At 49.0% G+C, this 23,594-nt stretch carries 29 protein-coding genes; 4 read left to right on the forward strand and 25 right to left on the reverse strand.

What is annotated here, in order from left to right:
- Positions 1–36 precede the first annotated feature (36 nt).
- The 15 genes from tca_RS05485 to mcrB form a co-directional block, all read right to left on the reverse strand.
- Entirely contained in the window at positions 37–468 is a 432-nt protein-coding gene (locus tca_RS05485) for a universal stress protein (RefSeq protein ID WP_048175724.1), read from the reverse strand.
- 5 nt (positions 469–473) lie between these two features.
- On the reverse strand, positions 474–1,430 hold the full coding sequence (locus tag tca_RS05490; protein WP_115891956.1) for a calcium/sodium antiporter: 957 nt from the start codon (positions 1,428–1,430) through the stop codon (positions 474–476).
- Positions 1,431–1,612: 182 nt separating this feature from the next.
- Positions 1,613–2,545 carry a tetrahydromethanopterin S-methyltransferase subunit H gene (gene mtrH / locus tca_RS05495; RefSeq protein ID WP_010876780.1) on the reverse strand — a complete coding sequence of 311 codons (933 nt, stop codon included), beginning with the start codon at positions 2,543–2,545 and terminating at the stop codon, positions 1,613–1,615.
- A 15-nt stretch (positions 2,546–2,560) separates the two neighbouring features.
- Positions 2,561–2,821 carry a tetrahydromethanopterin S-methyltransferase subunit MtrG gene (mtrG, locus tag tca_RS05500; protein ID WP_010876781.1) on the reverse strand — a complete coding sequence of 87 codons (261 nt, stop codon included), beginning with the start codon at positions 2,819–2,821 and terminating at the stop codon, positions 2,561–2,563.
- A complete protein-coding gene (gene mtrF / locus tca_RS05505; RefSeq protein WP_010876782.1) occupies positions 2,821–3,027 on the reverse strand; it encodes a tetrahydromethanopterin S-methyltransferase subunit F in 207 nt (68 codons plus the stop codon). The genes mtrG and mtrF overlap by 1 nt, the downstream gene beginning before the upstream one ends.
- Before the next feature lie 12 nt (positions 3,028–3,039).
- Entirely contained in the window at positions 3,040–3,756 is a 717-nt protein-coding gene (gene mtrA, locus tca_RS05510; protein ID WP_010876783.1) for a tetrahydromethanopterin S-methyltransferase subunit A, read from the reverse strand.
- 12 nt (positions 3,757–3,768) lie between these two features.
- Positions 3,769–4,071 (reverse strand): tetrahydromethanopterin S-methyltransferase subunit B, encoded by a 303-nt coding sequence (locus tca_RS05515; protein WP_115891955.1) that lies wholly within the window; start codon positions 4,069–4,071, stop codon positions 3,769–3,771.
- 12 nt (positions 4,072–4,083) lie between these two features.
- Entirely contained in the window at positions 4,084–4,887 is an 804-nt protein-coding gene (mtrC, locus tag tca_RS05520; protein ID WP_115891954.1) for a tetrahydromethanopterin S-methyltransferase subunit MtrC, read from the reverse strand.
- The gene (gene mtrD, locus tca_RS05525; protein ID WP_010876786.1) at positions 4,887–5,588 is read right to left on the reverse strand and encodes a tetrahydromethanopterin S-methyltransferase subunit D; all 702 of its coding nucleotides are present in this window, start codon (positions 5,586–5,588) and stop codon (positions 4,887–4,889) included. Before mtrD ends, mtrC begins: the two co-directional genes overlap by 1 nt.
- Positions 5,589–6,476, reverse strand: coding sequence for a tetrahydromethanopterin S-methyltransferase subunit E (gene mtrE / locus tca_RS05530; RefSeq protein WP_286708666.1), 888 nt, complete (start codon positions 6,474–6,476; stop codon positions 5,589–5,591).
- An 83-nt stretch (positions 6,477–6,559) separates the two neighbouring features.
- Complete coding sequence (mcrA, locus tag tca_RS05535) at positions 6,560–8,212, reverse strand: coenzyme-B sulfoethylthiotransferase subunit alpha (protein ID WP_286708667.1); 1,653 nt, start codon at positions 8,210–8,212, stop codon at positions 6,560–6,562.
- Positions 8,213–8,231: 19 nt separating this feature from the next.
- On the reverse strand, positions 8,232–8,981 hold the full coding sequence (mcrG, locus tag tca_RS05540; RefSeq protein WP_048175732.1) for a coenzyme-B sulfoethylthiotransferase subunit gamma: 750 nt from the start codon (positions 8,979–8,981) through the stop codon (positions 8,232–8,234).
- A 1-nt stretch (position 8,982) separates the two neighbouring features.
- Positions 8,983–9,579: a methyl-coenzyme M reductase I operon protein C gene (gene mcrC / locus tca_RS05545; RefSeq protein WP_010876790.1), complete on the reverse strand. Its 597-nt coding sequence runs from the start codon at positions 9,577–9,579 to the stop codon at positions 8,983–8,985.
- Complete coding sequence (gene mcrD, locus tca_RS05550; RefSeq protein WP_048175733.1) at positions 9,580–10,017, reverse strand: methyl-coenzyme M reductase operon protein D; 438 nt, start codon at positions 10,015–10,017, stop codon at positions 9,580–9,582.
- A gap of 31 nt (positions 10,018–10,048) precedes the next feature.
- The gene (gene mcrB / locus tca_RS05555) at positions 10,049–11,380 is read right to left on the reverse strand and encodes a coenzyme-B sulfoethylthiotransferase subunit beta (protein WP_286708668.1); all 1,332 of its coding nucleotides are present in this window, start codon (positions 11,378–11,380) and stop codon (positions 10,049–10,051) included.
- Between the two features lie 361 nt (positions 11,381–11,741).
- Between mcrB and mmp10 the strand changes: the two genes are divergently transcribed.
- On the forward strand, positions 11,742–12,989 hold the full coding sequence (gene mmp10, locus tca_RS05560) for a methyl coenzyme M reductase-arginine methyltransferase Mmp10 (protein WP_048175735.1): 1,248 nt from the start codon (positions 11,742–11,744) through the stop codon (positions 12,987–12,989).
- Entirely contained in the window at positions 12,986–14,278 is a 1,293-nt protein-coding gene (locus tca_RS05565) for a methyl-coenzyme M reductase glutamine C-methyltransferase (RefSeq protein WP_048175736.1), read from the forward strand. The genes mmp10 and tca_RS05565 overlap by 4 nt, the downstream gene beginning before the upstream one ends.
- Before the next feature lie 21 nt (positions 14,279–14,299).
- On the opposite strand, the gene tca_RS05570 is transcribed toward tca_RS05565, so the two are convergent.
- From tca_RS05570 to tca_RS05615, 10 genes are all read right to left on the reverse strand, one after another.
- Positions 14,300–15,523, reverse strand: coding sequence for a cation diffusion facilitator family transporter (locus tca_RS05570; RefSeq protein WP_048175737.1), 1,224 nt, complete (start codon positions 15,521–15,523; stop codon positions 14,300–14,302).
- Between the two features lies 1 nt (position 15,524).
- Complete coding sequence (locus tca_RS05575) at positions 15,525–16,418, reverse strand: ATP-binding protein (RefSeq protein ID WP_048175738.1); 894 nt, start codon at positions 16,416–16,418, stop codon at positions 15,525–15,527.
- A gap of 1 nt (position 16,419) precedes the next feature.
- Complete coding sequence (locus tca_RS05580; protein ID WP_048175739.1) at positions 16,420–17,295, reverse strand: 4Fe-4S binding protein; 876 nt, start codon at positions 17,293–17,295, stop codon at positions 16,420–16,422.
- 30 nt (positions 17,296–17,325) lie between these two features.
- Positions 17,326–17,700, reverse strand: coding sequence for a NifB/NifX family molybdenum-iron cluster-binding protein (locus tca_RS05585; protein WP_048175740.1), 375 nt, complete (start codon positions 17,698–17,700; stop codon positions 17,326–17,328).
- Positions 17,700–18,485: an Mrp/NBP35 family ATP-binding protein gene (locus tca_RS05590; protein ID WP_231855271.1), complete on the reverse strand. Its 786-nt coding sequence runs from the start codon at positions 18,483–18,485 to the stop codon at positions 17,700–17,702. Before tca_RS05590 ends, tca_RS05585 begins: the two co-directional genes overlap by 1 nt.
- A 41-nt stretch (positions 18,486–18,526) precedes the next feature.
- Entirely contained in the window at positions 18,527–18,877 is a 351-nt protein-coding gene (locus tca_RS05595; protein ID WP_048175742.1) for a NifB/NifX family molybdenum-iron cluster-binding protein, read from the reverse strand.
- Positions 18,878–18,892: 15 nt separating this feature from the next.
- A complete protein-coding gene (locus tca_RS05600; protein ID WP_048175743.1) occupies positions 18,893–19,462 on the reverse strand; it encodes a DUF134 domain-containing protein in 570 nt (189 codons plus the stop codon).
- Between the two features lie 91 nt (positions 19,463–19,553).
- Entirely contained in the window at positions 19,554–20,606 is a 1,053-nt protein-coding gene (locus tag tca_RS05605; RefSeq protein ID WP_286708669.1) for a metallophosphoesterase, read from the reverse strand.
- A 48-nt stretch (positions 20,607–20,654) separates the two neighbouring features.
- Positions 20,655–21,572 (reverse strand): methanogenesis marker 7 protein, encoded by a 918-nt coding sequence (locus tag tca_RS05610; RefSeq protein ID WP_048175745.1) that lies wholly within the window; start codon positions 21,570–21,572, stop codon positions 20,655–20,657.
- A complete protein-coding gene (locus tca_RS05615; protein WP_048175746.1) occupies positions 21,557–22,087 on the reverse strand; it encodes a hypothetical protein in 531 nt (176 codons plus the stop codon). The genes tca_RS05610 and tca_RS05615 overlap by 16 nt, the downstream gene beginning before the upstream one ends.
- Positions 22,088–22,174: 87 nt before the next feature.
- Between tca_RS05615 and comB the strand changes: the two genes are divergently transcribed.
- Both comB and tca_RS05625 read left to right on the forward strand, forming a co-directional pair.
- On the forward strand, positions 22,175–22,849 hold the full coding sequence (comB, locus tag tca_RS05620; protein ID WP_048175747.1) for a 2-phosphosulfolactate phosphatase: 675 nt from the start codon (positions 22,175–22,177) through the stop codon (positions 22,847–22,849).
- Positions 22,850–22,851: 2 nt separating this feature from the next.
- The gene (locus tca_RS05625; protein ID WP_231855382.1) at positions 22,852–23,550 is read left to right on the forward strand and encodes a TraB/GumN family protein; all 699 of its coding nucleotides are present in this window, start codon (positions 22,852–22,854) and stop codon (positions 23,548–23,550) included.
- Positions 23,551–23,594: the final 44 nt, after the last annotated feature.

Below are 23,594 nucleotides of genomic sequence, written 5' to 3' on the forward strand. Positions count from 1 at the left end.
TTCACCCTAGAAAGTCTGGTGGGTGAGGGTTTGTTGTTAGACTGTCCTCACCAGGTGAATTGTGCAGGGTGCGTAGTGTACCACCTTCTCTGATACACTTCCAAGGAGGTGTTTGTCAACCAGGCTCTTACCTGTACCCATCACTATGACGTCGACATCCTCCTCCTCTGCAACTTTAACTATCTCATCTGCAGGGTCACCCTCACGCATAACAGCCTTGAAGCTGACATTGGGGTTTTCTGGGCCTGTGAGCCCCTTTTCCATGTCCCTCAGTATCTCATTACCCCTCTGGGTCAGCTCCTTAACCATCATCTCCTTGACCTTCTTGGGTGTGAGGAATGGTACCGCCGTGTCAACCACGTATAGGCATATGACCTCTGCTTCCCTCCCATGGAGGAGGTCGAGGGTGTGCTCTATGAGTTCATCCATGTATTCTCCCATTGTTGGAACCAGAATTTTCCTGTACATTTCAATCACGCCAGCACAAAAAGTCTCATAATAACATATGATATGTACACTGCAAGTAAAACTATGCCGCCACTCCTCTTAAGTTTCATGTCCCCTTGCCTTATAAGGAGGACAAGGAGCACAGTGACAAGTATCATCACCGGCGCATCAAAGGTGAGGGACAGTCTCTCGACGGGTACAGGTGCTATGAGGGCCGGTACACCTATGCCCACAAGTATGTTGAAGGTGTTGCTTCCAAGGACTGTGCCTACTGAGAGTTCATGGAGCCCCTTCACCGCAGATGACAGTGTGACCACGAGTTCCGGTATACTGGTGCCTATGGCCAGTGTGAAGAGTCCCATTATCATGGCAGGTATCCCTGCGATGTCTGCCAGTTCAACTCCGCTGTACACAAGTATCCGGCAGCCTATAACAAGACCTGCGAATCCCAGGACTGTGAGAGCAAGCTTTTTTAGGTCAAGGGGTTCTCTTTCATTTTTACCTGAATTTTCATCTGAATAGGTCTTCTGGGCCTTTATGAGGCGCCAGAGATAAACAGCATAGGTTAGGACCATTACAAGTGCTGCAATTTTACCTATATTTCCGAAGAACATGAAAAATAGAAGAATCAGGCCCGTTACAAGGGTTGCGCTGAAATCCCTCTTAAGACCGTCGGCGTTGGTCTCTATGATCCCTGCCACCACAGAGGATATCCCCAGGATTCCTGCAATGTTCCATATGTTTGAGCCTATAACACATCCCACCCCTATATCTGTACTCCCGGACAGGGATGCTATGAGGGCTGAACCGAATTCAGGGAGGGATGTCCCGATGGCAGATGCAGTAACACCGAGTATGACCTCAGATATCCCCAGGGAGGATCCAAGGTCAACCAGGTTATCAACGAATAGATCTGCAGATTTTATAACCAGTATCAAGGAGGCCACAAGGCCCACTATGAGAATCAATACCCTTTCAAGCAAGTTATCACCACTGAAGAATTTTCTTCAATACCCTCAAGACCAGTATAATAATTGAATACCGGCACTTAAAAGTTTGTGTCGGAAATATGTTGCCGTTTTCTTGTATTTAAAGATTGTTATAATAAAAATAAAGAGATTAGTATTAAAGCTATTGGAAAAAAAATTAAATGGTTTAACTGCTCCTAGAGCAGTTTGAAGAATGGGTGATCTTCCACTGGTTCTGTGCCTATGTCCTTGGCTGCTTCACTTATGAATATGTCAGCCATTGCACAGGCAGGGAAGGCCATTTTGGCGTTTTCTATTGGACCGTAGAGGACGAAGTCACCACCGGCCATCTGCTGGATCAGGTTGGATCCAACGTCACAGACAGGCCAGGCCTCCTTGTGGTCCTTCTTGTATTCACGTAGCCAGTCCCAGGCTGATGGCACGTTGTGTATACCACTACCAACAGGGTAACCCCATTTGCTCTTGACTGCAAAGGATGTCCTCACAGCCACACCGGCACCCTGACCGAGTGGTGTTACAGCCACGTCCATGAGGTACTTGTCGATACCACACTCGGCAGCCATTTCAAGAAGACCCTTGTCTATTGTGCCTGCACCGTCTTCCCAGATTCCAATCTTACCATCAACTGTGGGGTCCATTGGGTTGAACCCGAGGACAATTGAAGCTGAGAGTTTTGTTTCCTTGAGGGCCTCAAGTTCTGCCTCATCAGCGGCCATGTTGACTGAGTTGTAGATTGCCCTGTCCTCAAGTCCAACTTCACTGGCGTAGTTAGCACCTGCGATCCTTGCCTCACCGGATGTTGAGTCTATGAAGAATGGTGCGTCTGTCACATCACCCACAAATTCGAGGTACTTGACAATTGCTTCTGGTGTCTGACCGAAGGTCTGGACGATGTGCGGGTTACCTGTGACATCAGACATCTCTTCCTGGGTCTTTATGAGGGCTTCTGCCTTGTCCTTGTCAAAGACACCGGCCTTTTCATCCTCAATGATGCTGTGTCCACCATAGAATATTGTTCCTGCTAAAACAGTTGGGTACTCTCCTGGCTGACCACCAATTTTGGTTCCAGCTATATCCAGTACGATCTGTTCCTTATCAAACCTAAACATATGTAAACCTCCAAGTTATAGTCCGAATAGGGATTTTAAAAGTCCTTTTAACAGTCCTGCAAACAGTATGTTTGTTACTGCAAGGATAATCAGACCTATCACAATACCATATAAAATACCTATATCTCTACCGATCTGCTGTCCTATTCTCTGTGAATATTCACCTACGGTGAATTCCACCTTTTCCTCGATATCATCGAGCCTCTCGTTTGCCTTGTTGAATTCATCAGCAGAGACAAGTACGCGGGGTATTGTGGTTTTATCTTCCTCTGACATCAGATCACCCCTAATATGCTCATCATTGCAGGTACACCGACAAGGAGGACAGCCAGGAGGAATCCGATGGCTATACCTGAAATCCTTGTGGCTATCAGACCTGCGAATAACCTGCCATCTCTACCGATGAGCTGGTTCCGGTATTTTATGTCCTCTACAACACGCTTAATGCCACGTATATTCGGTTTGTTGGATAGTATAATCATCTGGAAGCCTCCCTAGACCAGTAGCAGTATGCCCAGTGTCAGGGTGAATGCAAGACCTATCATTATACCCTGAACCTTACCTGAGTACATACCTGCGAACATTCTGTTGGTGGAACCTATCATTTTAACCTGTGTCTGGATGTTCCTCATCCTGGCCTCTATGAGTGCTGTTTCTGGTGCCACAGGTTTGACTTCTTCGCCTTCCTCTTCTTCTCCGCCTTCTTCAACCTTTATGACCATTGCCTCTTCTTCAAATGCACCGGGGTCCTTTTCGATGCACTCTTTGACCTTGGCTTTGATGGCGTCGGCGTCCTCAACGTCTATGAGGTTGACGATTTCCAGCTGTTTCTGGAACCTCTCAATACCCTCATCGGGTATGTTCTCTATGTAGGGAATGGCACCTGTTGCACCGATGATGTTCCTCTTATCAGGGTCCACACCGTTCTGGTGGAGGGCCTCAATACTCTGTCCTGTGATGTGTCCCTGGACCTCTGAACCGCAGAGTATGAGGAACCTGATGTTGGGGTTTGATATGAGGTTGGCGATCATCTTTTCGATACCGAGGTTCTCTGTCTTGCATGGCCCTGCAATGGCAGCGCCGGCCTCCACTGGTACGTCTTCTATGTGTGAGGCAAGGGTGGTGGCAGCCACAGGACTTTCGGGGTCACCCACGATGTAGTCCCCGTTGACCACAGGCCATCCTTCAGCAGGTGATTTCTTTTCAACCACTCATAACACCTCCTATAAGAGCAGGGCAAACAGGATGATCAGACCAAGAATGAACCCGTAAACCATGTTGGTGAGTTTACCTGCTGTGAGGTACACTCCCTCCCTTCCAGGATAGGAATCCATTGGGGTGGTTGTTGGGTCCAGTGAGTTAATCAGATCATCTGCTGTAGCCTCTAATTCTGCTATCTGTTCGTTTATCTCATCCATGGATAATATTATAACTTCCCTTCCGAGAGCAGCCCCTATCATACCGGTGGAAGGATCAAGGGTCAGGTTGTATTCCGGAGCGATCTTAACAAGTGGTAACATTTCCATTTTTAAAGCCTCCTACTGCTCTTCCTCCTTAGGCCAGAGACCTGACCATTTCACGGATGCAGCTTCCTCGAAGGATGCGCTCACGAATGACTTGAAGGCCACGACCCAGCAGAGTGCACCCACCAGTGCGACCAGCCACCAGCCAGGGTTCAGTCCTATTCCAAGGAGGCCAGCGATGGCCATTGATATGAATCCTGTTGATGCTGCCAGCTTGAGTGTCCTTGTCTGGTTCTCGTTTGGTCCCAGACAGGCGTTGAATGGGTGCTGGATTGCCATTGTGTTGAGTATGAAGAGCAGACCTATGAATCCTGTTGTTATGACTGATGTTAGAACCGCCTGCATGGTGTAGCTGCCTGCAATGGCCGCTGAAAATCCAAGTACTGAGAGAGCTGCTGCCCCTGAAATCTCAGCTGTGCATTTCTCAAGGATCGGGATTTTCATCTTAACTATCTTCTTACCGAGTACGGCCACAACGACACCCAGTATCATGGCAAGTATGAGTCCTACGACTGGTACTGCCAGGGCGGGTACCGTGAACACTGATGCGAGTCCGGCGACAACACCGACTATACCTATTGAAACTGACATGTAACCTATTGAAGGGACACCGGTACCCAGACCGTAACTTGCAACCCTCCTTATGGCGTCTGCACCCCATACGATTGCGCAGACAGCTCCAAGGGATGCGAGAACGGGGCCTATGACCGGGTTAACTGCTGATGCGTATATACCTGCCAGTCCACCGATTATTCCGAGTGCCATGAGCCTGCTTTCAGGTATGGCTGCACCGGCCGGTCCTCCTGCTGCTACTGACATTAGAAGACACCTCCATATACGAGTAATGTTGAAAGGGCGCCTGCAACAATGGAGGCTATGAGACATGCCACTATTCCCCTTCCGATCCTCTTGAATTTAGGATCGTGGAAACCTTCTATGGTACCTCCAATGTTATATGATGCAATAACCGCGTTTATGAAGAATATGCCGACGGCGAAGATTGCTGCAACACCTGCAGCACCAATTGCACCATATGAAAGTGTCTTAAGGGCTTCGTTGAGTGCCCAGTATATGAGCCCACCACCTATTCCACCGAGGGCTCCCCCGATTATACCGCTGACAAAACAGACAGTTGGTAGACCATGACCCTCGGTACCTGGTGTGACGTATTTTTCCTGTTCCATGCCTGTTAGGGGGTCCACAGCCACCTTTGCAGATACAGGAACTGTACCCACACCATATACGTAGATGAGGTTACCCACAAGCATGGTGATACCTATCATGAGCATTGAACCAACGGCTCCAGCAGCCATTATCATGAGTGGGGACTGTCCGGTCATGGCTGCAGCTGTTATGAGTCCTGTTAAACCTGCACCTGCAGCAAGCATTGCTGTACCGGTACCCACACCTGTGGCTGTTGCCATAGCTGCTGGCGCACCACCCACAGGTACGAAGTGAACACCTCCACCTATGAGTACTCCTCCAGCGGTTATAGCTCCTATCAGTAGTAATGGATCCATCTATTCATCCTCCTTGTATGGTCCATATCTGTTTCTTGCAAAGACTTCAAGTCTGTTGTTGAGGATTATCAGTAACAAGACTATTATCAGGCCGGATATTATTCCGCCGGTTATACCGAAGACTATTGTGTTCCAGAAGCTGAGGAATACGATTGCACCGAATGCGAATCCTGTTAAGGGTCCGCCGTACTTTGCACAGAAGTGAACAACGTCCATTGAGTTCCTTGCTCCCAGCTCTGCCTTTGTTGTTATGTCACCGTGAATCGCAACCGGGATACCTCCACCGAAGGGGTACTGCTGGTACTCCCTTTCAGCACCGTAGTGGACGTCCCCTGTTGATGAACCAATTGCACCTATTGTTATACCCCAGAGCACTGCCAGAATTGGCAGCGGGAATGGGTGTGCAAAGCCAGGGATTGGTAGTGTCATGAGGTATGATAATCCTACAATACAGAATGTCACAATAAATCCATGCCCTGCAATTGGGCCTAAGTGCTGAACCAGCATGTCCATGAAGAGTGGCTGGTTGAACTGGGACTGGCTAACAATTCGTCCCATGTGGGATGTTACAGCGTAGGTTGTGTGTACCATTGCGGCGATTACAGCGCCAACTGCAATTGCCATTATCACAGGCAGCTGCATTGACTGCATCAGCACATATGCAACTGAACCAGCAATTCCGCACCAGGTCCCGTAGGCAACGGGTTCCCCTGAAACGGCCTTGTTGATTATACGGTGCAGGTGTCCCATCTGTGGTGCCAGCTGAACCTGTGAGTTGGGGTTACTCTGGGATCCTACGTCAGACTCTAAGTCCTCTGCGGCTCCTGCTATGGTTGCAGCTGCACCCATGAGAGCTACAACACCTAAACCTGTTATCATAGGGTCCATATTTCTTCCTCCTTTTATTTTTTTGAATAAAAAAAATTAGGTGCATTACACTTAAAAAGTTTGTGCAATGCACCTTCGTTAATCTATTTTGCAGGTGTTATGAGTGCTCTTTCACCGGCTGGTTCGAACTCTCGCAGAGCACCTTTGGCGAACTCGCCACGTACGTTGGTGAAGTCGAAGACGAGGTTGTCGTCTGCAAATGCTATTTTCACCAGTGGGTTGAACACGAAGGCGTCTCCACGGGCAGCGTGTGGTGCCTGTGATATACCTGCGTATTCACCCTGGTGACCCACGTTCATGGCGTAGTTTGGATAGTTAGGTCCACGAAGCTCCAGTGGCAGTCCCTCGTCGCCCCTTATTGAGAAGACGTTGGATGCACCACACTGGTCCTGGAGGTCGTAACCGTAGAATCCGAGCCTGGAGTGCTGCTCCTTGTGCAGGTACATTGAGAGGTACCATCCGCTGAGACCTGTCTGGGCGTTTCCTGTTGCGAAGGCTGTGGAACATCCAGCTGCGGCTGCAACGACTGCGGCCCTCTGGGATCCACCAAACTGGTCTTCGAGGAGTGCAGGGTATTCCTCGTACTGTTCAAGTCCGTAGAATGTGACCTCAGTTGCAACGTCCAGGACTGTGTCCATGGTGTTTGGTGCCTCACAGAGTCCATATTTGTCCTCCACGTACTCCTTACCGAAGTAGGTGAAGTCGTCGAGGATGTTGTCTGTGTAGGCTGCTGTTGCGTACTGGGTGAATCCTACACCACCTGACATGTATGAGCCGAGCCAGATCTGGTCGTAGAGCATTGCACCGGTTGCCACAACGTCCAGTGACACCCGGACAGGGTCCTCATAGTTGACCCTTGAGCTCTGACAGATATCGGCAAGGTAACCGAATGGCACACCACCTGGCTCGTTTTCACCCCTTGCACGTCTCACAGGCAGGTATGTACCCATGTGTATAACTTCAGCGTGTTTTGCAGCGTATGCGAAGTCCCCTGTTGCGGCTTCACCTGCTGCCTGTTTGTAGGCTGAGATCATGGACATACCTATCTGCATGGCGGACCATCGTGAGGTTGTTGCACCGTCACAGGTCCTTGAGACTATGGTTGGGATCCTGACAACCTGCCAGATTCCGTCTCCAACCTCTGCCTTGAGGGTCTCTGCCTGGTCTTCAGGGAACTGTTTGTTGATGTCTATGACGAATGCAGCGTCAATTTCATCTGCAATTTCATCGTTACCTGTGAAGACCTTGACGTAACTGTCTGCCACGAGTGCAGGGTGGGTCTCCACCATGTGCTCCTGGACGACAGCTGCACCTGGCATTGCGTGGTTCACTGTTTCCAGGTAGTGGGTTATGGTCTCTGGGGTGACCTCTTTACCCAGCCTCTTTTCTATAACGGCGTGGGCATGGTTTAAACCGACTATAACGGTTCTCCTTATGTCGTCCCACATCTGCTGCATGGCAGCGTTGTTTACGAAGTGGAGGTCGTCACCTTCAACGAAGGTGTCTGTTGTTGAGACCTGGTAGGGCATGAGTACCCTCTGACCCAGCGGAGTACCTATGTCAGGGTTGTACTGGGGTATGCCCCTCTTTGCTGCCACTTCTTTACCAGCGTTCACAAACTCGGTTTTTCGCTCGGACTGTTTCCAGCCACCAAGTGTGTAAAATGTGGTTTTCTTCTCTTCAGGGGATTCTTCAAATTTTTTCTTTAAAGCATTTATGAACAATTTGTCAGCCATAATCTACACCTCCCCCGGATTATTCTGGGTTGTACCCTCCTTGTGATCTTAAAACGTGGATCCTCTGCATGATCTCCACGGCGTCTGTATCATCACGGTAGGCTTCACCATCCACACGGTAGATGGTTGTTTTGTTCATGAGGGTTTCCTCATCCAGTGGTTCACCAAGGTCCACGGGTTCGTCGAGTTCGTCACCGATCTGGTTCTTGACCATTTCGACTCTGCCGGTGTCCTTGTTGTAGATCTGTCTTCTCAGCATGTCGAACATCATACCGTCTTCGTCGAGACGGAGTGAGTGTCCGTGGACGGATTTACCCCTGACACCTGATCTTGCAGGGTCAAAGAACTCTGTTTCAAGAAGTTCCTTGGATACCTTCTCAAGGTCCCTCTCCCTGGTCTCTATGATCTGACGTCCTGAGAGCGTACCTGCGTCTGCACCCCTGTACCTGCAGAGGTATGCCCTTGATCGTACGTATGGCTGTGCTGGAGCAAAGTACATTGAGTCTGTGAACTGTATGTATCGGACCCTGTCACCGGCCTTTGCACCGTCTATTGGTTCAACCATTTCCCTTATTGCGTCCTCTGGTTCATCCATCTCTTCCAGTGGTGGGTGAACACTTGGATATTCTTCCCCTGGGGCCCTGTGACCCAGAATCTTTACTACATCCTCATCTGAGATTTCTCTCAGCTTTTCGAGTTCGTATTCAGGGTTACAGAAATTCCTTCTGTTCTGAGCAACCTTACTTGTTCCGGGATAGTATTGTGCCATATCATGCACCTCCTAATGCTAACTTAACCTTCCTTATAATCTCATCCAGTTTTTCCTGGGGACAGGTTTCTCCTCTTATGACTCCACTCACAATGTCAACAATGGTGCCCTTTGTTTTTGGTTCATCTGGCATGACGGCCCTTGTCCTTACACCTATCTTTGCAAAGTCCTCGAAGTCCACCGGGTATTCGCAGATGATTATGCATGGTCTGTCGACGTTCCTGAGTATGAGGCGCGCCTTGTAGGTGATGTGGTTCTTTACTCCTCCAAGGTGTACGACCAGGAGTTTGTGCCTCTTCATCTGCTCGACTTCTGCGGGTGTCAGACCAAAGAGACTTCCTGCTCCGGCGCTTGGAGCGTCCTGCGGGACTCCCGCACCTGCATTCAGGACTATGGTACTGGTCATTATGTTGGCTTCCCTGAGGGCGAATGTTATCTCGCAGACAGGCTTTGTGATGTGGCGTCTGCCAGGTGACATTGCCACCGCAAGGACTTCACTTCCACACTGGGCGAAGGTACCCCTCTGGGCTATTCCTCCTCCCTCACCCATTCCCATTGTTTCTCTACAGTCAACAACGTGAGTGCACTTTCCGATCATCTAATGCTCCTTTTTCCTTTTTATTATGGTGGCCCTTTCACTGAGCCGGGCGTTCTGGTCTGTAAGACCTATGAGTTCCTCCGGCACCTTATCAAGGTCCTCACCATACTTTATCTCATCCGTCACTGTCTTCTGCGTCCTTATATATTTTCCAGGAGTAACATCGTATCCAAAGGGCAGGAGATCCTCACAGACCCTTTTGATGTCAGTTATTGTATCCTCGTCCTCTATCTCAAGGAGTACTCGGCCTGTTTTCACCTGAAGCTCGAATTCCTGACCTTTAACGCTGATTATGCGTCTGTCAGGGTGGTCCTCTGGTGGCAGGCGCTGTCCATGTATCACCATTCTCTTAACGCCGCTGATGTCCTCAAGGCGGTTAAGGAGTTTCTCGGTGGTGTCAGCCCCTAGTAGCCGGTGTGGAAATATCTGAACGTCCATTGGTTTTTTGCCCCCAGTTCTGAGAGATTATTTAAATTTCGTTTTTAATCTCAGCTGCTGCCTCCACAACATATTTGAGTGGTTCTCGGAACTCGTCAACCTGGCTGAATACTTCTTTTATGAGTCCAGAGGTTGCTTCTGGGGAGAACATCTGGGTTCCTGCATCCAGTGCCATTGCAGCTGCCACACATGGTATGGCGAATCCTTTACTGTGCCTTGTAACGATGTGGTTTCCGTTGAAGATACCTGGTCCACCTCCACCGTAGATGGAGTGGCTGAAGAATGAAAATCCTACAGCGGTACCTTCCACTTTACCGAAGTCCACGCTTGGTAGTCCTGTTTCGAATTCTATGAGGTCGTTGTAGTAGAGCAGGGTTGATGATACACCCTGTGCTGCCCTTGCTGCACCCTGGTTAACCATTGTGGCTGCCATGAGTCCTGCTGCTGCATAGGCGTTCCACATTGCAAGGTCGTCTGTGCCGTAGACCTTGTAGTCTGTGAGTTCCTTCTCAACCTTTATGACACCATCTTCCAGGGCCCTTTCGACCAGGTCTGCTATGACTGAACCCACGGTACCTTCCTTACCGTTGGCCTTAACAAGGTCAAAGACCAGGTTGTCTGCGTTCATTCCCTGGTATGCAAGTCCAAGGAGGTGCATCCTCTCAAATGCTCCTACAGCGTCACCCATCTCAAACATTGCTGTCTGTTCGAGTATGGTTGATAGTGCTGCTGCCTGGAGTGTGTTTTTGAGTGTTGCTGCAACAACATGGTTCACCATGATGTTCCTCAGTGCGTATCCTGGGCCTTCCAGTTTCTGTGGAATGTCCAGCATTGTTGCTATGTTTGCCCCCATGTACTCCACAGACTGTGGGTATCTTCCCAGAACGGCTGCTTTAACCATGTTAGCATCGTACATGCTAACATCAAATTCGTTGATTATGGCCTGGACAAATGCTGTGGCGGTTACGAGTGGTGCTGCAGAGTATTCTGCTGCAACATCGGACCTCGCACTTGGGACCTGTACGAGTGCCCTTTTACCTCCACCGAGGAGCTCGACCTTTGTGTCGTCGTCCTCGGTCACCTGTATCATTTCCTTTGCAGCGGCTGCTATTGACTCGGCGTTCCCGACTATGTCGAGGTCGAGTTCACGGCCCATTATCTTACAGGCAGGTCCGCCGACCTTAGCTGTCTTCAGGGCGTTTTCTATACCTTCAAGGTTCACAGCCACTGTCCTCTTAATCCCCTGCACAATGCTTTTAATGGCGGGGTTTCTAAGTGGGCTCAGAGCTTCTAATGGCACCTGTTCTTCGACGAGGTTGCCTCTGTCGTCGTACAAGTCGACCTTATCCTCAAACTTCGCCATTTTTTCCCTCCTAACAATCAGTTCCGTATACTAGACATCCAAGACCCCCCTTTTTAGAAAAGGCAAGAAGGCCCTTGGAGGGTGTTAAAACACCCGTCTTAGTATACGATGCATATTTAACTTGATTATAATTAATTAAGATTTCTTTCTGAATCAAGTCGAAAGATTTATATGTAAAAACACCTTTTTTTAGGGTTTTCTGGATTTTTTATATGGTAGCGTTGATTTTTGTGATCATCACAGAGCAGGGTATCATCAGGCGGGAGTAATAATAATCATCCCCTGGTCACTCAGAGCCACCGCACCATGGGTCCGGAGCTGGTAATAAATTATATTTAGAGAGCTGCACAGAGAGAGTGACATGCAGATAATAGCTGATTTAGGTGGTATACCTGGAAAGGACTGCAGGGGATTCTGCAGGTACTGCTACTTCCGTAAAGTTGGTGAATTTGAAGCATTTGGGTGTAAAAACTGTTCACCAGGTAGGGTTGGATGTGAAACCTGTGGAAAGGGTGTTGCAGAGATTGGTAATGAATTTCTACCCCCATTCCTTGTCATGGGCAACGTGCAGACAACACTCATGATGGGAAATTTTCAGGATAAGGACCTGAAGATAAACATCAGCGGCGGAGGCGATGTGAGCTGCTACCCCCATCTTGAAGAACTCACAGGAGGTCTGGGTGAATTCGGAATCCCCATTCACCTCGGATACACCAGTGGAAAGGGTATCGATGACCCCGGAATCGCCTCAAGGCTCATTGAAAATGGTGTTGACGAGGTCACCTTCACCGTGTTCTCAGCAAACCCTGATCTGAGGCGTGAGTGGATGCGGGATAAAAACGCCTCCAGGGCCATCGAGGCCCTCAGGATATTCTGTGAATCCTGTGAGGTCCATGCAGCATCGGTGATAATACCAGGGGTAAACGATGGCGATGACCTCCTTGAAACATGCGCGAGACTCGAGGAGTGGGGTGCCACCGGTTTCATCATGATGAGATTCGCCAACTATGAACACCAGGGACTCATACTTGGAAATGAGCCCATCATTGAGGGCGTGGAGCCCCACACTGTTTCTGAATTTGAAGAACTTGTGAGGGCAATTGACCGGGAATTCAATCTCCGTGTGACCGGAACCCCTGTCTGTGACCCCCAGAACGGCACGCCATTTGTCCTTGCAGCTGATTCAAGCAGGGAATACCTTGAAATCCTCCCTGAGATTCAGGGCGAGGCCACCATAATCACCGGATCCATTTCAGCGCCCTACATAAGGAAGATAATACACAACCTGGGTGCCGCTGACCTTGTGAACGTCGTCGGTGTCAATAAGGACATAGCCTGCCTCATAACCCTCAGGGACCTTGAGGAGGTGGATCCCGGTGATCTGAGGGAAACAGTCATAATCCCTGGAAGGGCCTTTGTGCATGACATGCAGGCCAGGGAGGTTCTCAGCCGTGACGGTGTCGACCGGATCGTTGTGAGGGGTCCTGACAGGTTGACCGTTGATGGGGAGATGAGCGGCACCCTCTCAGAGTATGACGTGATCGAGAGGGAGATGGAAGCCTTCTATGAACTCATACAGGCAATAAATTTCTTTGGTGCTTCTGAATGAGTCATGTAACTGTTGTAACACCTGAGCACTACAATTACGGTTCAATGCTCATCGCAGGGGCCCTGAGGGACCTTGGACACAGGGTTGAAATCAGGAAGGGATTTGATGGTGTTAACTCAGGGATCGTATTCATAAGCCTTCAGTCCACCATCCACCTCCTGAGGTACAGGGATATTATTAATAATATGGGCGGCTTCAGGGTGGTGGGTGGCCCTGTCAGCATAGACCCTGAAATGGTATTCAGGTACCTCGATGTGGACCTCGTGGTGATGGGTGAGGGTGAGGACAAGGTCGGTGCTGTGATGGAACTTGCAGCTGGAAATTGTAAACCAGAGGATGTCCCCGGTGCAGCCTTCAGATCACCTGAGGGAATTGTGGTCATTGAATCATCACCCTGCCCCATGGAGAGGCCCCTCCCACTTGTTCCGGGTGACATCTCCCGGGAGGATATACGGGGTGCCAGTGTCTACATTGAAACCCACAGGGGCTGTCCAGGTAACTGCACCTTCTGTCAGGTCCCTGAATTCTTTGGCAGAAAGGTGAGGAGCAGGCCCCTTGAGGACATAATCAGGGAGGTCCGGGAACTGAAGGCATCTGGTGCCAGGAGGTTCGCCATAAGTGGAGGTACAGGCACCCTCTACGGCAGCAGCAAATTCAGGGGTATTGATGAGGACGCCTTCAGGGATCTCCTGAGGCGCATAAGTGAGGTCACAGGCAGGCGAAACCTCACCGTGCCCGATATAAGGGTCGATATGGTTAACCCGAAGATTCTTGAGGCAATATCAGAGTACACGAATGGATGGGTCTTCTATGGTATAGAATCAGGGAGCAGGAGGATGCTCAGGAAGATGAAAAAGGGCATAACCCCTGATCAGGTTGTTGAGGCTGTTGAACTTGCAAGGGAGTACAATCTAAGGGTTGCAGGGTCCTTCATCGTTGGTTATCCCGGTGAGGACGAGGAGGATTACAGGAAAACCATTGAACTTGCAGATGAACTCATGCTCGATGACTACTTCGTGAGCATTGCCGAGCCACTCCCAGGCACTGAACTCGGTGAGGAGGTCAGAAAACTCCCTGAGGATGAAAACCCGGTCTTCATGAGGTCAGATGAAAGGCGATTTGATAGTGTGGCAGAGGAGAGAGCATTCAATTTACTCCTGGAATCCTATGTATTCCGGAGTGTGCCGGTTCCCATGACGTCCAGGCTTTTAAAATCAATAACTGAGGAGGTCCGTCAGCAGCAGGAGCATATAAGAACCGTTACCTGGATGCTCCAGGGAAAGCTGTGATAGGGTGACCCCTCCAGAGCATCACTCTGAAAATTTTAGGGATGCCTTTCTAATGACCTCCTCAAGGGATGCTCCTTCAGGAGGTACTGTTCCAAGGAGATAATCTGAAAAAAGAAGTTTTGGACCATCTGATAGTTTTTCAATCACCAGAACATCAATATCTCTGCTCTTCAGAAGTTCAGCAGCTCGAATCCCCCTCTTTGTTTTAAGGGATTTCCCTGGATTTTCAATTATCCTGTAATCAAGTATCTCGCCCTTCCGGGTTCTTGCAATAAGGAAGAAGTTCGCCCTTCCAAAGTGGGTGCTGATTGTGGAGTTCATTCCCTGATCATCTGCGAGTGGCACCGCAACCACAACTTCCTCCTTTTTAACTGTTTCGGGCTGGACCGTAAGGTGGTCAATGGATGGGACTGTCTCCTTAACCTTAGAGTTTATCTGAGAAATGATTCTCTCTATTTCATCTACCGGCAGCCCCCTTTCAAGTTCAATATGGAGTTCACCAAAGAGGTAGGGTCCAGATCTTCTTATTCTAATCTCATGAACCCCCTCAACACGCGGGACCGATAAGACTGTCTTTTTTATGATTTCCATTGAATCCGTGTCAATACATGCATCAAGGAGGGTTAGGACGTCATATTTTGCAAGCCGGATACCGATATAAATTATCACCATGGATATAATTACTCCAGCGATACCCTGGAAACCATGAAGACCCATGTACTCCCCCAGGATCCCGATGAAGACGATTGCAGAGGATATGACATCCACGTAGCTATGCTTTCCATCGTTCAGGAGGGCTGTTGAACCGATTCTCCTCCCGACCCTCACCTTATAAAATGCAATGGCATAGGAGACTCCAATTGATATCAAACTCACTGCAAGGCTTGCCGTGGCCATGGAAACCTCTGAAACTGGATTTGAAATGTAGATAATGGAGTCCCATGTTATCTCAAGACCCGTTATGATGATCAGCACTGAAACGAGGAGAGAGACAAGGGTTTCAATTCTATGGTATCCATAGGGAAATAGTTCATCAGGTTTTCTCTGTGAGAGCTTAAGGCCAATGAATACGGCTGCTGATGAGAAGACATCCGCAAAGGAATGTATAGCGTCTGCTATCAGAGCTATATTTCCAGATAGATAACCGGTAAACCCCTTTATAACCACTAAAATCATGTTGATGATTACCGAATACCTGGAAGCGATTTCTCCCTCCTTGAGTGGTGCTTCATCATTCCCTTTCATGTCAATCCAGCCCCATATTTAGCATTAGCTCCTCAACAATCCCCCTAAATAGCTTTTTAAGGTGGGGATTGCAGATTACTGCGGGTAATCCGTTAACCAGAGCATCGGTAAATGCCAAATCGTAGGGTATCCTTCCCATGATTGGTATCTCATTCCTATCTGCAAGATCTTCTATATCAGCTGCGATCTCATGATTTAAATCGTATTTATTGATTATTATGGAGTGTGGGATCCCAAAATGCCTTACAAGCTCTATTGCACGTTTAGAGTCATTTATAGCTGCCTTTGTAGGTTCCGTTATTATAATGGCCCGGTCGCATCCCTTAACTGATGATACCACAGGGCAGCCAATACCTGCTGCTGAATCCAGAAGAGCCAGATCCAGGCCCTCCACTCTTCCAATTTCAGATACCTTCCCCCTCAGAGAATCCACAATCTTTCCTGAGCCTCTCTCACCAATTTTAAGATGACCGGATACTACACCGAATCCATAATCAGACCTGAAATAGCAAATCTTTCCTGTATCAACTTCTTTGATGTCTATCGCCCTATCAGGGCATATATATTCACATGCTCCGCATCCTTCACAGAGAAATTCATTTATTTCAGGTTTTGAGTTCCTAGCACTCCATTTTATTGCATTGAATCTGCATACCCTCACGCATTTCTTTCTTGATTTACATCTTTCAGCCACTAAAAATGCCTTTTCAGAGGCCCTTATGGTTTCGCACTCCACATCCCCTGAAGATCCCAGGATGAGGGCCAGATTGGGTGCGTCCACATCACAGTCTCCAACGATTATTTCCAACCTATCAGCGAGTAAAACAGCCATTGAAGCCACTATGCTGCTCTTTCCAGCCCCACCCTTTCCTGAGAGGATGCATACCTCCTTCACATTAACACCTCTGCATCTCAAGTAACTCTACAACAGCAGCTATTCCTGGAACCTTAAGGGGTTCACCCGCTGAATAGGCCTCCATTACATCCCTAGAATATTCTATTTCAGCCACAATGGGCCTCCCTGTTTCTCTGGAAACCTCGAGTACCGGGTCTGCGTTACCAATGCCTGCACGGTTGAGGATGATGTTCGATGTTACGCCAAGCCTCTCAAGTAGCTCAAGTATCAGTTTTAGGTCATGACTCCCAAAGGGTGTTGGCTCTGTCACAGCAAAGGCAAGGTGAGCGCCCATGATGGCATGTATAACATTACAGTGGACCCCTGCTGCCGTGTCAATGATTATGAAGTCCATATCATGGTGCTCCCTCGCATTTTTCATGAGTGAATCCACCAGGCGTGCACTTGATTCTATATTCACAGTTGTTTCCCCGGAGAGTAACCTGAAATTTCTTCTAATTTTCTCATCATAATTTTCAGGGAGTTTGCCATCATAAAGGAAGCCTGCGACCATCTCCTCCTCCTTTATTGCATTATTTCTGCATGCAAGACTGCAGGTCCCGCAGCCACTGCATCTATCCCTGACAAGAATTGGGTGCCTGCCCTCCACAAATACGATTGCATTTTTTCTGCACACCTCTGAACATTTACCGCACATGGAGCAGGCTGAAAAATCAAAGGATGGTATCTGAAGAGTTACCTCATCTGTTTTTCTTCTCTGGGCGGACAGGATGATGTGGTCATCTGGACACTCAACATCTGTGTCTACCAGCAGCACCCTGAATTTATCGGCAAGGGCGATGGCGAGAGAACATGCTATGGTTGATTTTCCTGTTCCTCCCTTTCCCCCTGTTATTGCTACCATTAAGGGCTTCATCGAAACACCGGCTCATCGTGGATTTAGTGTCTATCTTCCTCTCCTGCCCCGGCCACTGCCTGCTGAGCGTATCTCCTCAAGATTTCCCTCTGTGAAGAGCCTGATATTATCCTCAACTGATGCACCTGTTGCCCTGTAAATTTTTATGCCAAGTTCATTCAGAACCTCAAATGCATTTGGGCCTGGTGAAGAAGCTATAACTGCTTCCACGCCACTATTTGCAATTATCTGGGCGGTCCTTATACCTGCTCCCCCTGAAGCTGATGCTGAAGGGTTCTCGATGACTTCAGAGGATTCTATATTACCATCCTTTATTTCAACAATCATGAAATAGGGGGCTCTCCCAAAAAATCTACTGACCTCTGATCCCAGATCGGGTCCAGAGGACGCTATTGCTATCTTCATTAATTAACACCACCATCTTTGAGGTATTTCTCCACTTTATTGAATATCTTCACCATCCCGGTGTTGATGTATGAACTGGCTGATGATTTATCCCCGGATATACCTTTTTCAAAGGGAATTCCACCCAGAAACTGGAGATCAAATTTGTTTGCAAGATATTTTCCACCATCTTTACCGAATAGAAATATCCTTTTGCCACATTCCGGACACTGGAGATATGACATGTTCTCTATGATTCCCATGATAGGGATCTTCAGCTGATTAACCATGTTGATACATTTTTCAACGTCATGGACTGAAACTTCCTGGGCGGTTGTAACTATAATCACGCCGTCAATGGCAGGGATTGACTGAAGAACCGTTAGTGGCTCATCACCTGTTCCAGGGGGGTTATCCACAATTAAAACGTCGATACCCTCCCAGTTAACATCTGAAAGTAGCTGTCTGATGGCCCCTGTCTTTTTTGGTCCCCTCCATATGACCGGTGTGTCCTCTGATGGGAGGAAAAACTCTATGGACATTACAGTTGCACCCACCGGGGTGGGTATGGGGTTTATAAGATTTCCTGTTAGGGTGATCTCTGGTTCCCTGACACGCATCATCTTCGGGATATCGGGTCCATGAACATCTGCATCCAGTACACATACCCGGTAACCATTTCTGGTAAACTCTTCGGCAAGTTTTACTGTGACTGTGGACTTCCCAACACCCCCTTTTCCACTCATGACAACGATTTTATGTTTTATTGTGGACATTGCCCTCGAAATTCTCACATCCTGTTCCATGATAGCCAGCTTTTGAGCATCCTCATTATTCATACCATACCTCAATGCCGTCCTTTACATGGATTTGTAGCGCCGGTAAGCTCACCCCTTTTAAGCATGTTGAGTGTTTCAGCCACTGTTCCCCTGGCACCCATCAGAACATCAACTCCATGGGTTCTGAGAAGATTAATGGCCTTTGAGCCAATATTTGCGCATATTAGGATATCTGCGTCGGAATTTACAGCGATCTCTGCAGGTGTTAGTCCTCCTCCACTGTGCCTTCCCCCTATCTTTATTATTTCCAGTTCATTGATTTCGTCATCATAAAAAGCAAATAGGGGCGTTTTTCCAAAGTGTTCTGAGACCTCTGAATCCATGCCCCTTTCTTCTGTTACTGGAATGCATATTTTCATTTGATGGTCCTCCATTCAGTCGGCTCCACACATTGGTGCTCCGCACTCAGGACACCTCTGTGTTCTGCAGGGCACGCCTGGTGTTTTCGGTGCCTCGTATCCACATTCAATGCATTTGCAAACCCTTGGAGCTCCTCTTCCAGCGCCAAAGCCCCTTCCAAAGCCGGCTCTACCAGCCCTTGGTAGTGTTTCAGCTGATACAACAGTTATGTTCTCTGAACCGCAGTCCGGACATTTTTTGTATTCCTTTTCCGGTGAGATCCATTCGAACTGGCAGTCCATGCATTTGTATCTTCTTCTGTCTGTGATATAATCACCTCCCTTCAAGATTATTGGTCTGCCCTCGACCAGAGCCGCTGCTATCTTACCCCGTGCTGATGTCAGGGTTCTGTGGAATGTTGGCTGTGATATTCCCATGATCTCAGCGGCCTTTTTCTGTTTGATGTCATGGTAGTCCCTCAGCCTTATTGCCTCAAATTCATCGAGGGTTATCTCAACCACTGGCTCCTCATCACTGGCTTCCGGAGAAAATGTGACCACACGGGGTTCTCCCAGAATCCTTCTGAATCTTCTTGGTCTAGGCATGTTTTGAATATATATTCAAAACTTGTATATATAGTTTTGTGCAAGTACTCTTAGATGAGAACCCCATGATTTGTCTCCAGAAAAAAGCGTCTCAGATTCTCCCATCATTATAATCTGCCGTTGCAGGAACCAGATCAATTACAGTTACCTCACAGGATGATCCGAGACGTACAGGCGGCCCCCAGGTACCTGTACCCTCCGAAACATAGAGGAACCTCCCTGAATCAGAATAAAGACCCCTTAGAAATGGGAACATAAGTCCCACGATAATGTTGAAGGGATAGAACTGTCCACCGTGGGTGTGGCCAGAGAGCTGAAGGTCAATACCGCGCTCCCTGGCATCCCCCCAGTCCACAGGCAGATGATGGAGAAGCAGTGCTGGCCTATCCCCATCAAAATCGAGCATGTCAAGTATGGCTGGAAGTGAATGCCTCTCCATTGAGTAACCAACACCTATTATCTGTATACCCTCAAAATCAATCACGGACTGATCAATGCACCTTATGCCTGCATCAGAAACAGTTGACCTGAAGTCACCTGAATAAATATCATGATTGCCTGAAACAAAAAATATGGGTGCTCCTGTTTCAAGGGATGATAGAACCCTGGAATCCACGGGCCTTGACCCGTCGAGAAGGTCCCCTGTTATTAAAACCGCTGCAGGTTCAGCCCTCCTGACAGCCCCTGAGACCTCTTTAAGGAAACCAGCAGAGCGTACCGTTCCCAGGTGAATGTCAGACAGCTGGACGAACCTCACCCTCCTCTCAACAGGAAAGGGGATCTCAAGACACTTAACCTCAATTTTTCTGGCCCTGAATACGCCATATGAGACACTGAGTGCAGCCAATGATACTGCCAGGATCCTCAACCATGGAAGGTCCATGAAGAACCATATAAACTGAACCAGGGCCCAGCCCATGAGGAGATAGATCAGAAATACCAGCCACAACATTGAAAATATGTAGGTGGCCCTGGAAATGGGATTCGGCCTTGCCCTCTCAAACAGGATTGATGCCGGGAGAAGGATGGTCAGGGGGATGCTGATAAACTCCACTCCAAGAAATTCCAGAGCAAGGCTGTTTAGAAGGTAATAGGCAAGTGTGATGAAGGTGAGGAAAACAGAAACCTGGAGCTCCCTCTTCATGGAATCACTGAACCATTGACATGGCTGAAGCGCCCTATGTTCATTGAATCACTGAATTATTGAACTCTCAGGGAGGAGCTTCACAAGGATGTAGTCATACATCATGGACTTCCTGATCTCGGAGATATCACCCAGGCGGTAATCAGATACCCTCACCTCGGCTATCTCCTCATGGTGGCGGTCATAGTTGAGTTTGACACGGACACCATCAAGCTGACTGGTGACAGGTGTGGGTGAGTACACCTCCTCTATGGCAGGCACCTGGTTTTCTATCTCGCTCTTCACAAGTATGGATGGGACCAGAGGGGGATCAGCAGCCATATCGCGCCTTCTCTGATCAAGGAGTCCCTCAACAACCTCCACAAGCTTCCTGAGGGCCCTTATATCCTCTCCCCTCTTCAACCTCCTGGGTATTCTTCCCAGTCCTCCAACGTAGGCGTCTGCACCTGGAAGATCCCTGAGGTCAATCTCCTCGGGGGAGCCGGTTACAACCACCGGGATCTTTATGTCACTGAAGAGGTGGACCTTGTCCTTTATGCACTGCTCAAAGCTCCCCAGGGCGAAAACTGCGAGGTCATGCTCCTCTATGAGCCTCTTCTCATCCTCAGATATTCTTGAGATGCCCTTACCCGCGCCACGGGCGAGTCCTATCATGTTATCCTTGGCACCGTACCTCCTGAGGTACTCTGATATGTCACATGCAGAGTGGGGTAGGTGGTGCCTTGCCAGGGTCGGAGAGACAATGGCTATCTCGGTACCGGCCATGGGGGCCACCTTGATCTTCCCCAGGAGCTCCCTGGCCTTCTCCCTGACCTTATCCACATCCTCTATCGGGACCGCCAGGGTGAGTATCAGGTCCATCTGAAGCATGTTCTCCTGGAGCACAAAGCCCCCCAGGTCCTCAATAAGTTCCTTCATCTCCTCATGGCGGTGCACACCGCCCTGATACGTTAAGGTTTCATACATAGTTTCCTCTCCAGATACCTGTACCTGAATAGAGCCCTCTTAACAGGGTCCAGGGGGAGGTTCCTGTGTGAGGGCACCCTTATACAGTCAAGTTCCATGTAGTCGGGACATACTGTGAAGTCAGCAGCCCCCTCCACCACACTGAAGCCCATGTCCTCCACGATCTCCCTTAAAAAATTTGAATAAACCCTTACTTTTATTTTGCTGTTCCTCTCCCTGAGCCGTGAGGGGTCATGCCACCAGGGAGAGCAGACCTCAAAGTCAATCTCATCGGTTGAGGAATACTTGAGGCTTTCAGGGTCCATTGCATGGATGGTTTTAAAGACAAGGTCCACTGCCTCCCTTATCTGGGGGAATGTGTTGAGTCTGAGTTTAATGGCCCCCTCCACGGGTGTCTCAGAGAGTACAAAGGCAATATCTGCATCCTCGTCCTCAGGGGTCCTGCTAACCCTGTACCCCCTGACACCAGCAATCCTCAGTATCCCCTCACACATGGGTGTTGTGACGATCCTCATGAATTCACCCACAAGCCTATATATCTCATCAATAAATTTCTCTATAAATTATTATATAAGGTGTGCTGATGAACTGAAGGTGTAGCAATGAGGATAAGGCTAAGCTTTGAAAGACAGGAAGGCAGTGGACTGTGCATAATGGTGGATCTCCTCAGGGCGAGTGCAACCATCACAGCAGCCCTTGACCAGTTCAGGGAGGTGATCCCTGTTGCTGACATCGAAGAGGCCGTTAAGTACTCAAGGAAGGGCTACCCGGTCGCGGGGGAACGCGGAGGTGAGACCGTCCCCGGCTTCATAGCCAATTCCCCAATTGAAGTTAAAAATTACAGTGGAGATGCGCTGGTGCTCACCACCAGCAACGGCACAAGGATCCTTGAATCCGTTAAATCACATGCCCTTGTGGGGTGTCTCAACAACCTGGATGCAGTGGCTGAGGCTGCAAGGGAACTTTCAGATGAAGTTGAGGTGGTTATGGCCGGTGTTAATGGGAGATTTGCCATAGAGGACTTCCTCTGCGCCGGTGAAATAATAGCAGCCATCGATGGTGAAATGGACGAATATGCAGAGGCCTCTGTACTCGCAGTTCAGGACAGATCCCTGGTTGATGACGCCATCCGCAGATCCAGATCAGCTGAAAGGCTGGAAGGGCTTGGATTCAGGGATGACATTGAGTACTGCATCAGGAGGAACATAACAGGGAACGTTCCAGTCTACCGTGATGGGACAGTAAAACTCATGGAGGAAATCCGGAGGCTGCATTGAAGATGAAGGAACTCAGGATCATAGGAACCGCACACGTATCAAGTGAAAGTATAGAGGAGGTCAGAAGGACCATCCTTGAGATGGAACCAGACGTCGTTGCAGTTGAACTGGACCCCGAGAGATACCGCAGGCTCATGGATGAAAAACTCGGGGTTCAGAGGGATGAACCATCCTTTCGGGAAGCCCTGCGCCATGGAAACATTGGAGTGATCCTTGCGGGCTGGTTCTTAACCTACTTCCAGCGGAAGGTTGGTGAGGACCTCGGCGTAAAACCCGGCTCAGAGATGCTGGCAGCCATAGAGGCCGCCCATGAGGTGGGGGCGGGCCTTGCACTCATCGACCGTGACATCGGACTGACCATGCAGAGGGCAATTAAATCCATGGGGAGGATGGAAAAACTCAGGTTCTTCGCAGGGATAATAAGATCATTCCTCTGGAAGGATGACCCGAAGGACATCGAGGACCTCAAAAGTGATGACACCCTCCTTGAGGTTATGGAGGAGTTCAGGAAGATCTCCCCGGCAGCCTACCGCGTCCTCGTTGAGGAGAGGGATGCCTTCATGGCCCACAGACTGCTCTCAATCGAGGAGGACAGGGTGGTGGCTGTTGTGGGCGCCGGTCACCGCAGGGGCATAGAGGAGCACCTCCAGAACCCCCAGGAACTACCACCCCTCGATGAACTCATGAAGATACCCCGCTGACATATACTCAAATGCGCAGTAGAGATCATACTGAAGGAAAAAAT

It is taken from the genome of Methanothermobacter sp. EMTCatA1 (assembly GCF_002356395.1).
Classification (GTDB): domain Archaea; phylum Methanobacteriota; class Methanobacteria; order Methanobacteriales; family Methanothermobacteraceae; genus Methanothermobacter; species Methanothermobacter thermautotrophicus.

Bases quoted from the DNA above. Each gene is read 5' to 3' on its own strand.
- mcrD (WP_048175733.1), bottom strand. From the start codon at position 10,017: ATGGACGTTCAGATATTTCCACACCGGCTACTAGGGGCTGACACCACC.
- tca_RS05600 (WP_048175743.1), bottom strand. From the start codon at position 19,462: ATGCCTAGACCAAGAAGATTCAGAAGGATTCTGGGAGAACCCCGTGTG.
- mcrG (WP_048175732.1), bottom strand. From the start codon at position 8,981: ATGGCACAATACTATCCCGGAACAAGTAAGGTTGCTCAGAACAGAAGG.
- tca_RS05605 (WP_286708669.1), bottom strand. From the start codon at position 20,606: ATGAAGAGGGAGCTCCAGGTTTCTGTTTTCCTCACCTTCATCACACTT.
- tca_RS05625 (WP_231855382.1), top strand. From the start codon at position 22,852: ATGAAGGAACTCAGGATCATAGGAACCGCACACGTATCAAGTGAAAGT.
- tca_RS05615 (WP_048175746.1), bottom strand. From the start codon at position 22,087: ATGAGGATCGTCACAACACCCATGTGTGAGGGGATACTGAGGATTGCT.
- comB (WP_048175747.1), top strand. From the start codon at position 22,175: ATGAGGATAAGGCTAAGCTTTGAAAGACAGGAAGGCAGTGGACTGTGC.
- mtrF (WP_010876782.1), bottom strand. From the start codon at position 3,027: ATGATTATACTATCCAACAAACCGAATATACGTGGCATTAAGCGTGTT.
- mcrC (WP_010876790.1), bottom strand. From the start codon at position 9,579: ATGATCGGAAAGTGCACTCACGTTGTTGACTGTAGAGAAACAATGGGA.
- mcrA (WP_286708667.1), bottom strand. From the start codon at position 8,212: ATGGCTGACAAATTGTTCATAAATGCTTTAAAGAAAAAATTTGAAGAA.
- tca_RS05585 (WP_048175740.1), bottom strand. From the start codon at position 17,700: ATGAAGATAGCAATAGCGTCCTCTGGACCCGATCTGGGATCAGAGGTC.
- mtrG (WP_010876781.1), bottom strand. From the start codon at position 2,821: ATGTCAGAGGAAGATAAAACCACAATACCCCGCGTACTTGTCTCTGCT.
- tca_RS05580 (WP_048175739.1), bottom strand. From the start codon at position 17,295: ATGAAGCCCTTAATGGTAGCAATAACAGGGGGAAAGGGAGGAACAGGA.
- mtrE (WP_286708666.1), bottom strand. From the start codon at position 6,476: ATGGACCCTATGATAACAGGTTTAGGTGTTGTAGCTCTCATGGGTGCA.
- tca_RS05565 (WP_048175736.1), top strand. From the start codon at position 12,986: ATGAGTCATGTAACTGTTGTAACACCTGAGCACTACAATTACGGTTCA.
- mmp10 (WP_048175735.1), top strand. From the start codon at position 11,742: ATGCAGATAATAGCTGATTTAGGTGGTATACCTGGAAAGGACTGCAGG.
- mtrC (WP_115891954.1), bottom strand. From the start codon at position 4,887: ATGTCAGTAGCAGCAGGAGGACCGGCCGGTGCAGCCATACCTGAAAGC.
- mtrD (WP_010876786.1), bottom strand. From the start codon at position 5,588: ATGGATCCATTACTACTGATAGGAGCTATAACCGCTGGAGGAGTACTC.
- tca_RS05590 (WP_231855271.1), bottom strand. From the start codon at position 18,485: ATGGAACAGGATGTGAGAATTTCGAGGGCAATGTCCACAATAAAACAT.
- mtrH (WP_010876780.1), bottom strand. From the start codon at position 2,545: ATGTTTAGGTTTGATAAGGAACAGATCGTACTGGATATAGCTGGAACC.
- tca_RS05570 (WP_048175737.1), bottom strand. From the start codon at position 15,523: ATGAAAGGGAATGATGAAGCACCACTCAAGGAGGGAGAAATCGCTTCC.
- tca_RS05610 (WP_048175745.1), bottom strand. From the start codon at position 21,572: ATGTATGAAACCTTAACGTATCAGGGCGGTGTGCACCGCCATGAGGAG.
- tca_RS05595 (WP_048175742.1), bottom strand. From the start codon at position 18,877: ATGAAAATATGCATTCCAGTAACAGAAGAAAGGGGCATGGATTCAGAG.
- tca_RS05515 (WP_115891955.1), bottom strand. From the start codon at position 4,071: ATGGAAATGTTACCACTTGTTAAGATCGCTCCGGAATACAACCTGACC.
- tca_RS05485 (WP_048175724.1), bottom strand. From the start codon at position 468: ATGTACAGGAAAATTCTGGTTCCAACAATGGGAGAATACATGGATGAA.
- mcrB (WP_286708668.1), bottom strand. From the start codon at position 11,380: ATGGCGAAGTTTGAGGATAAGGTCGACTTGTACGACGACAGAGGCAAC.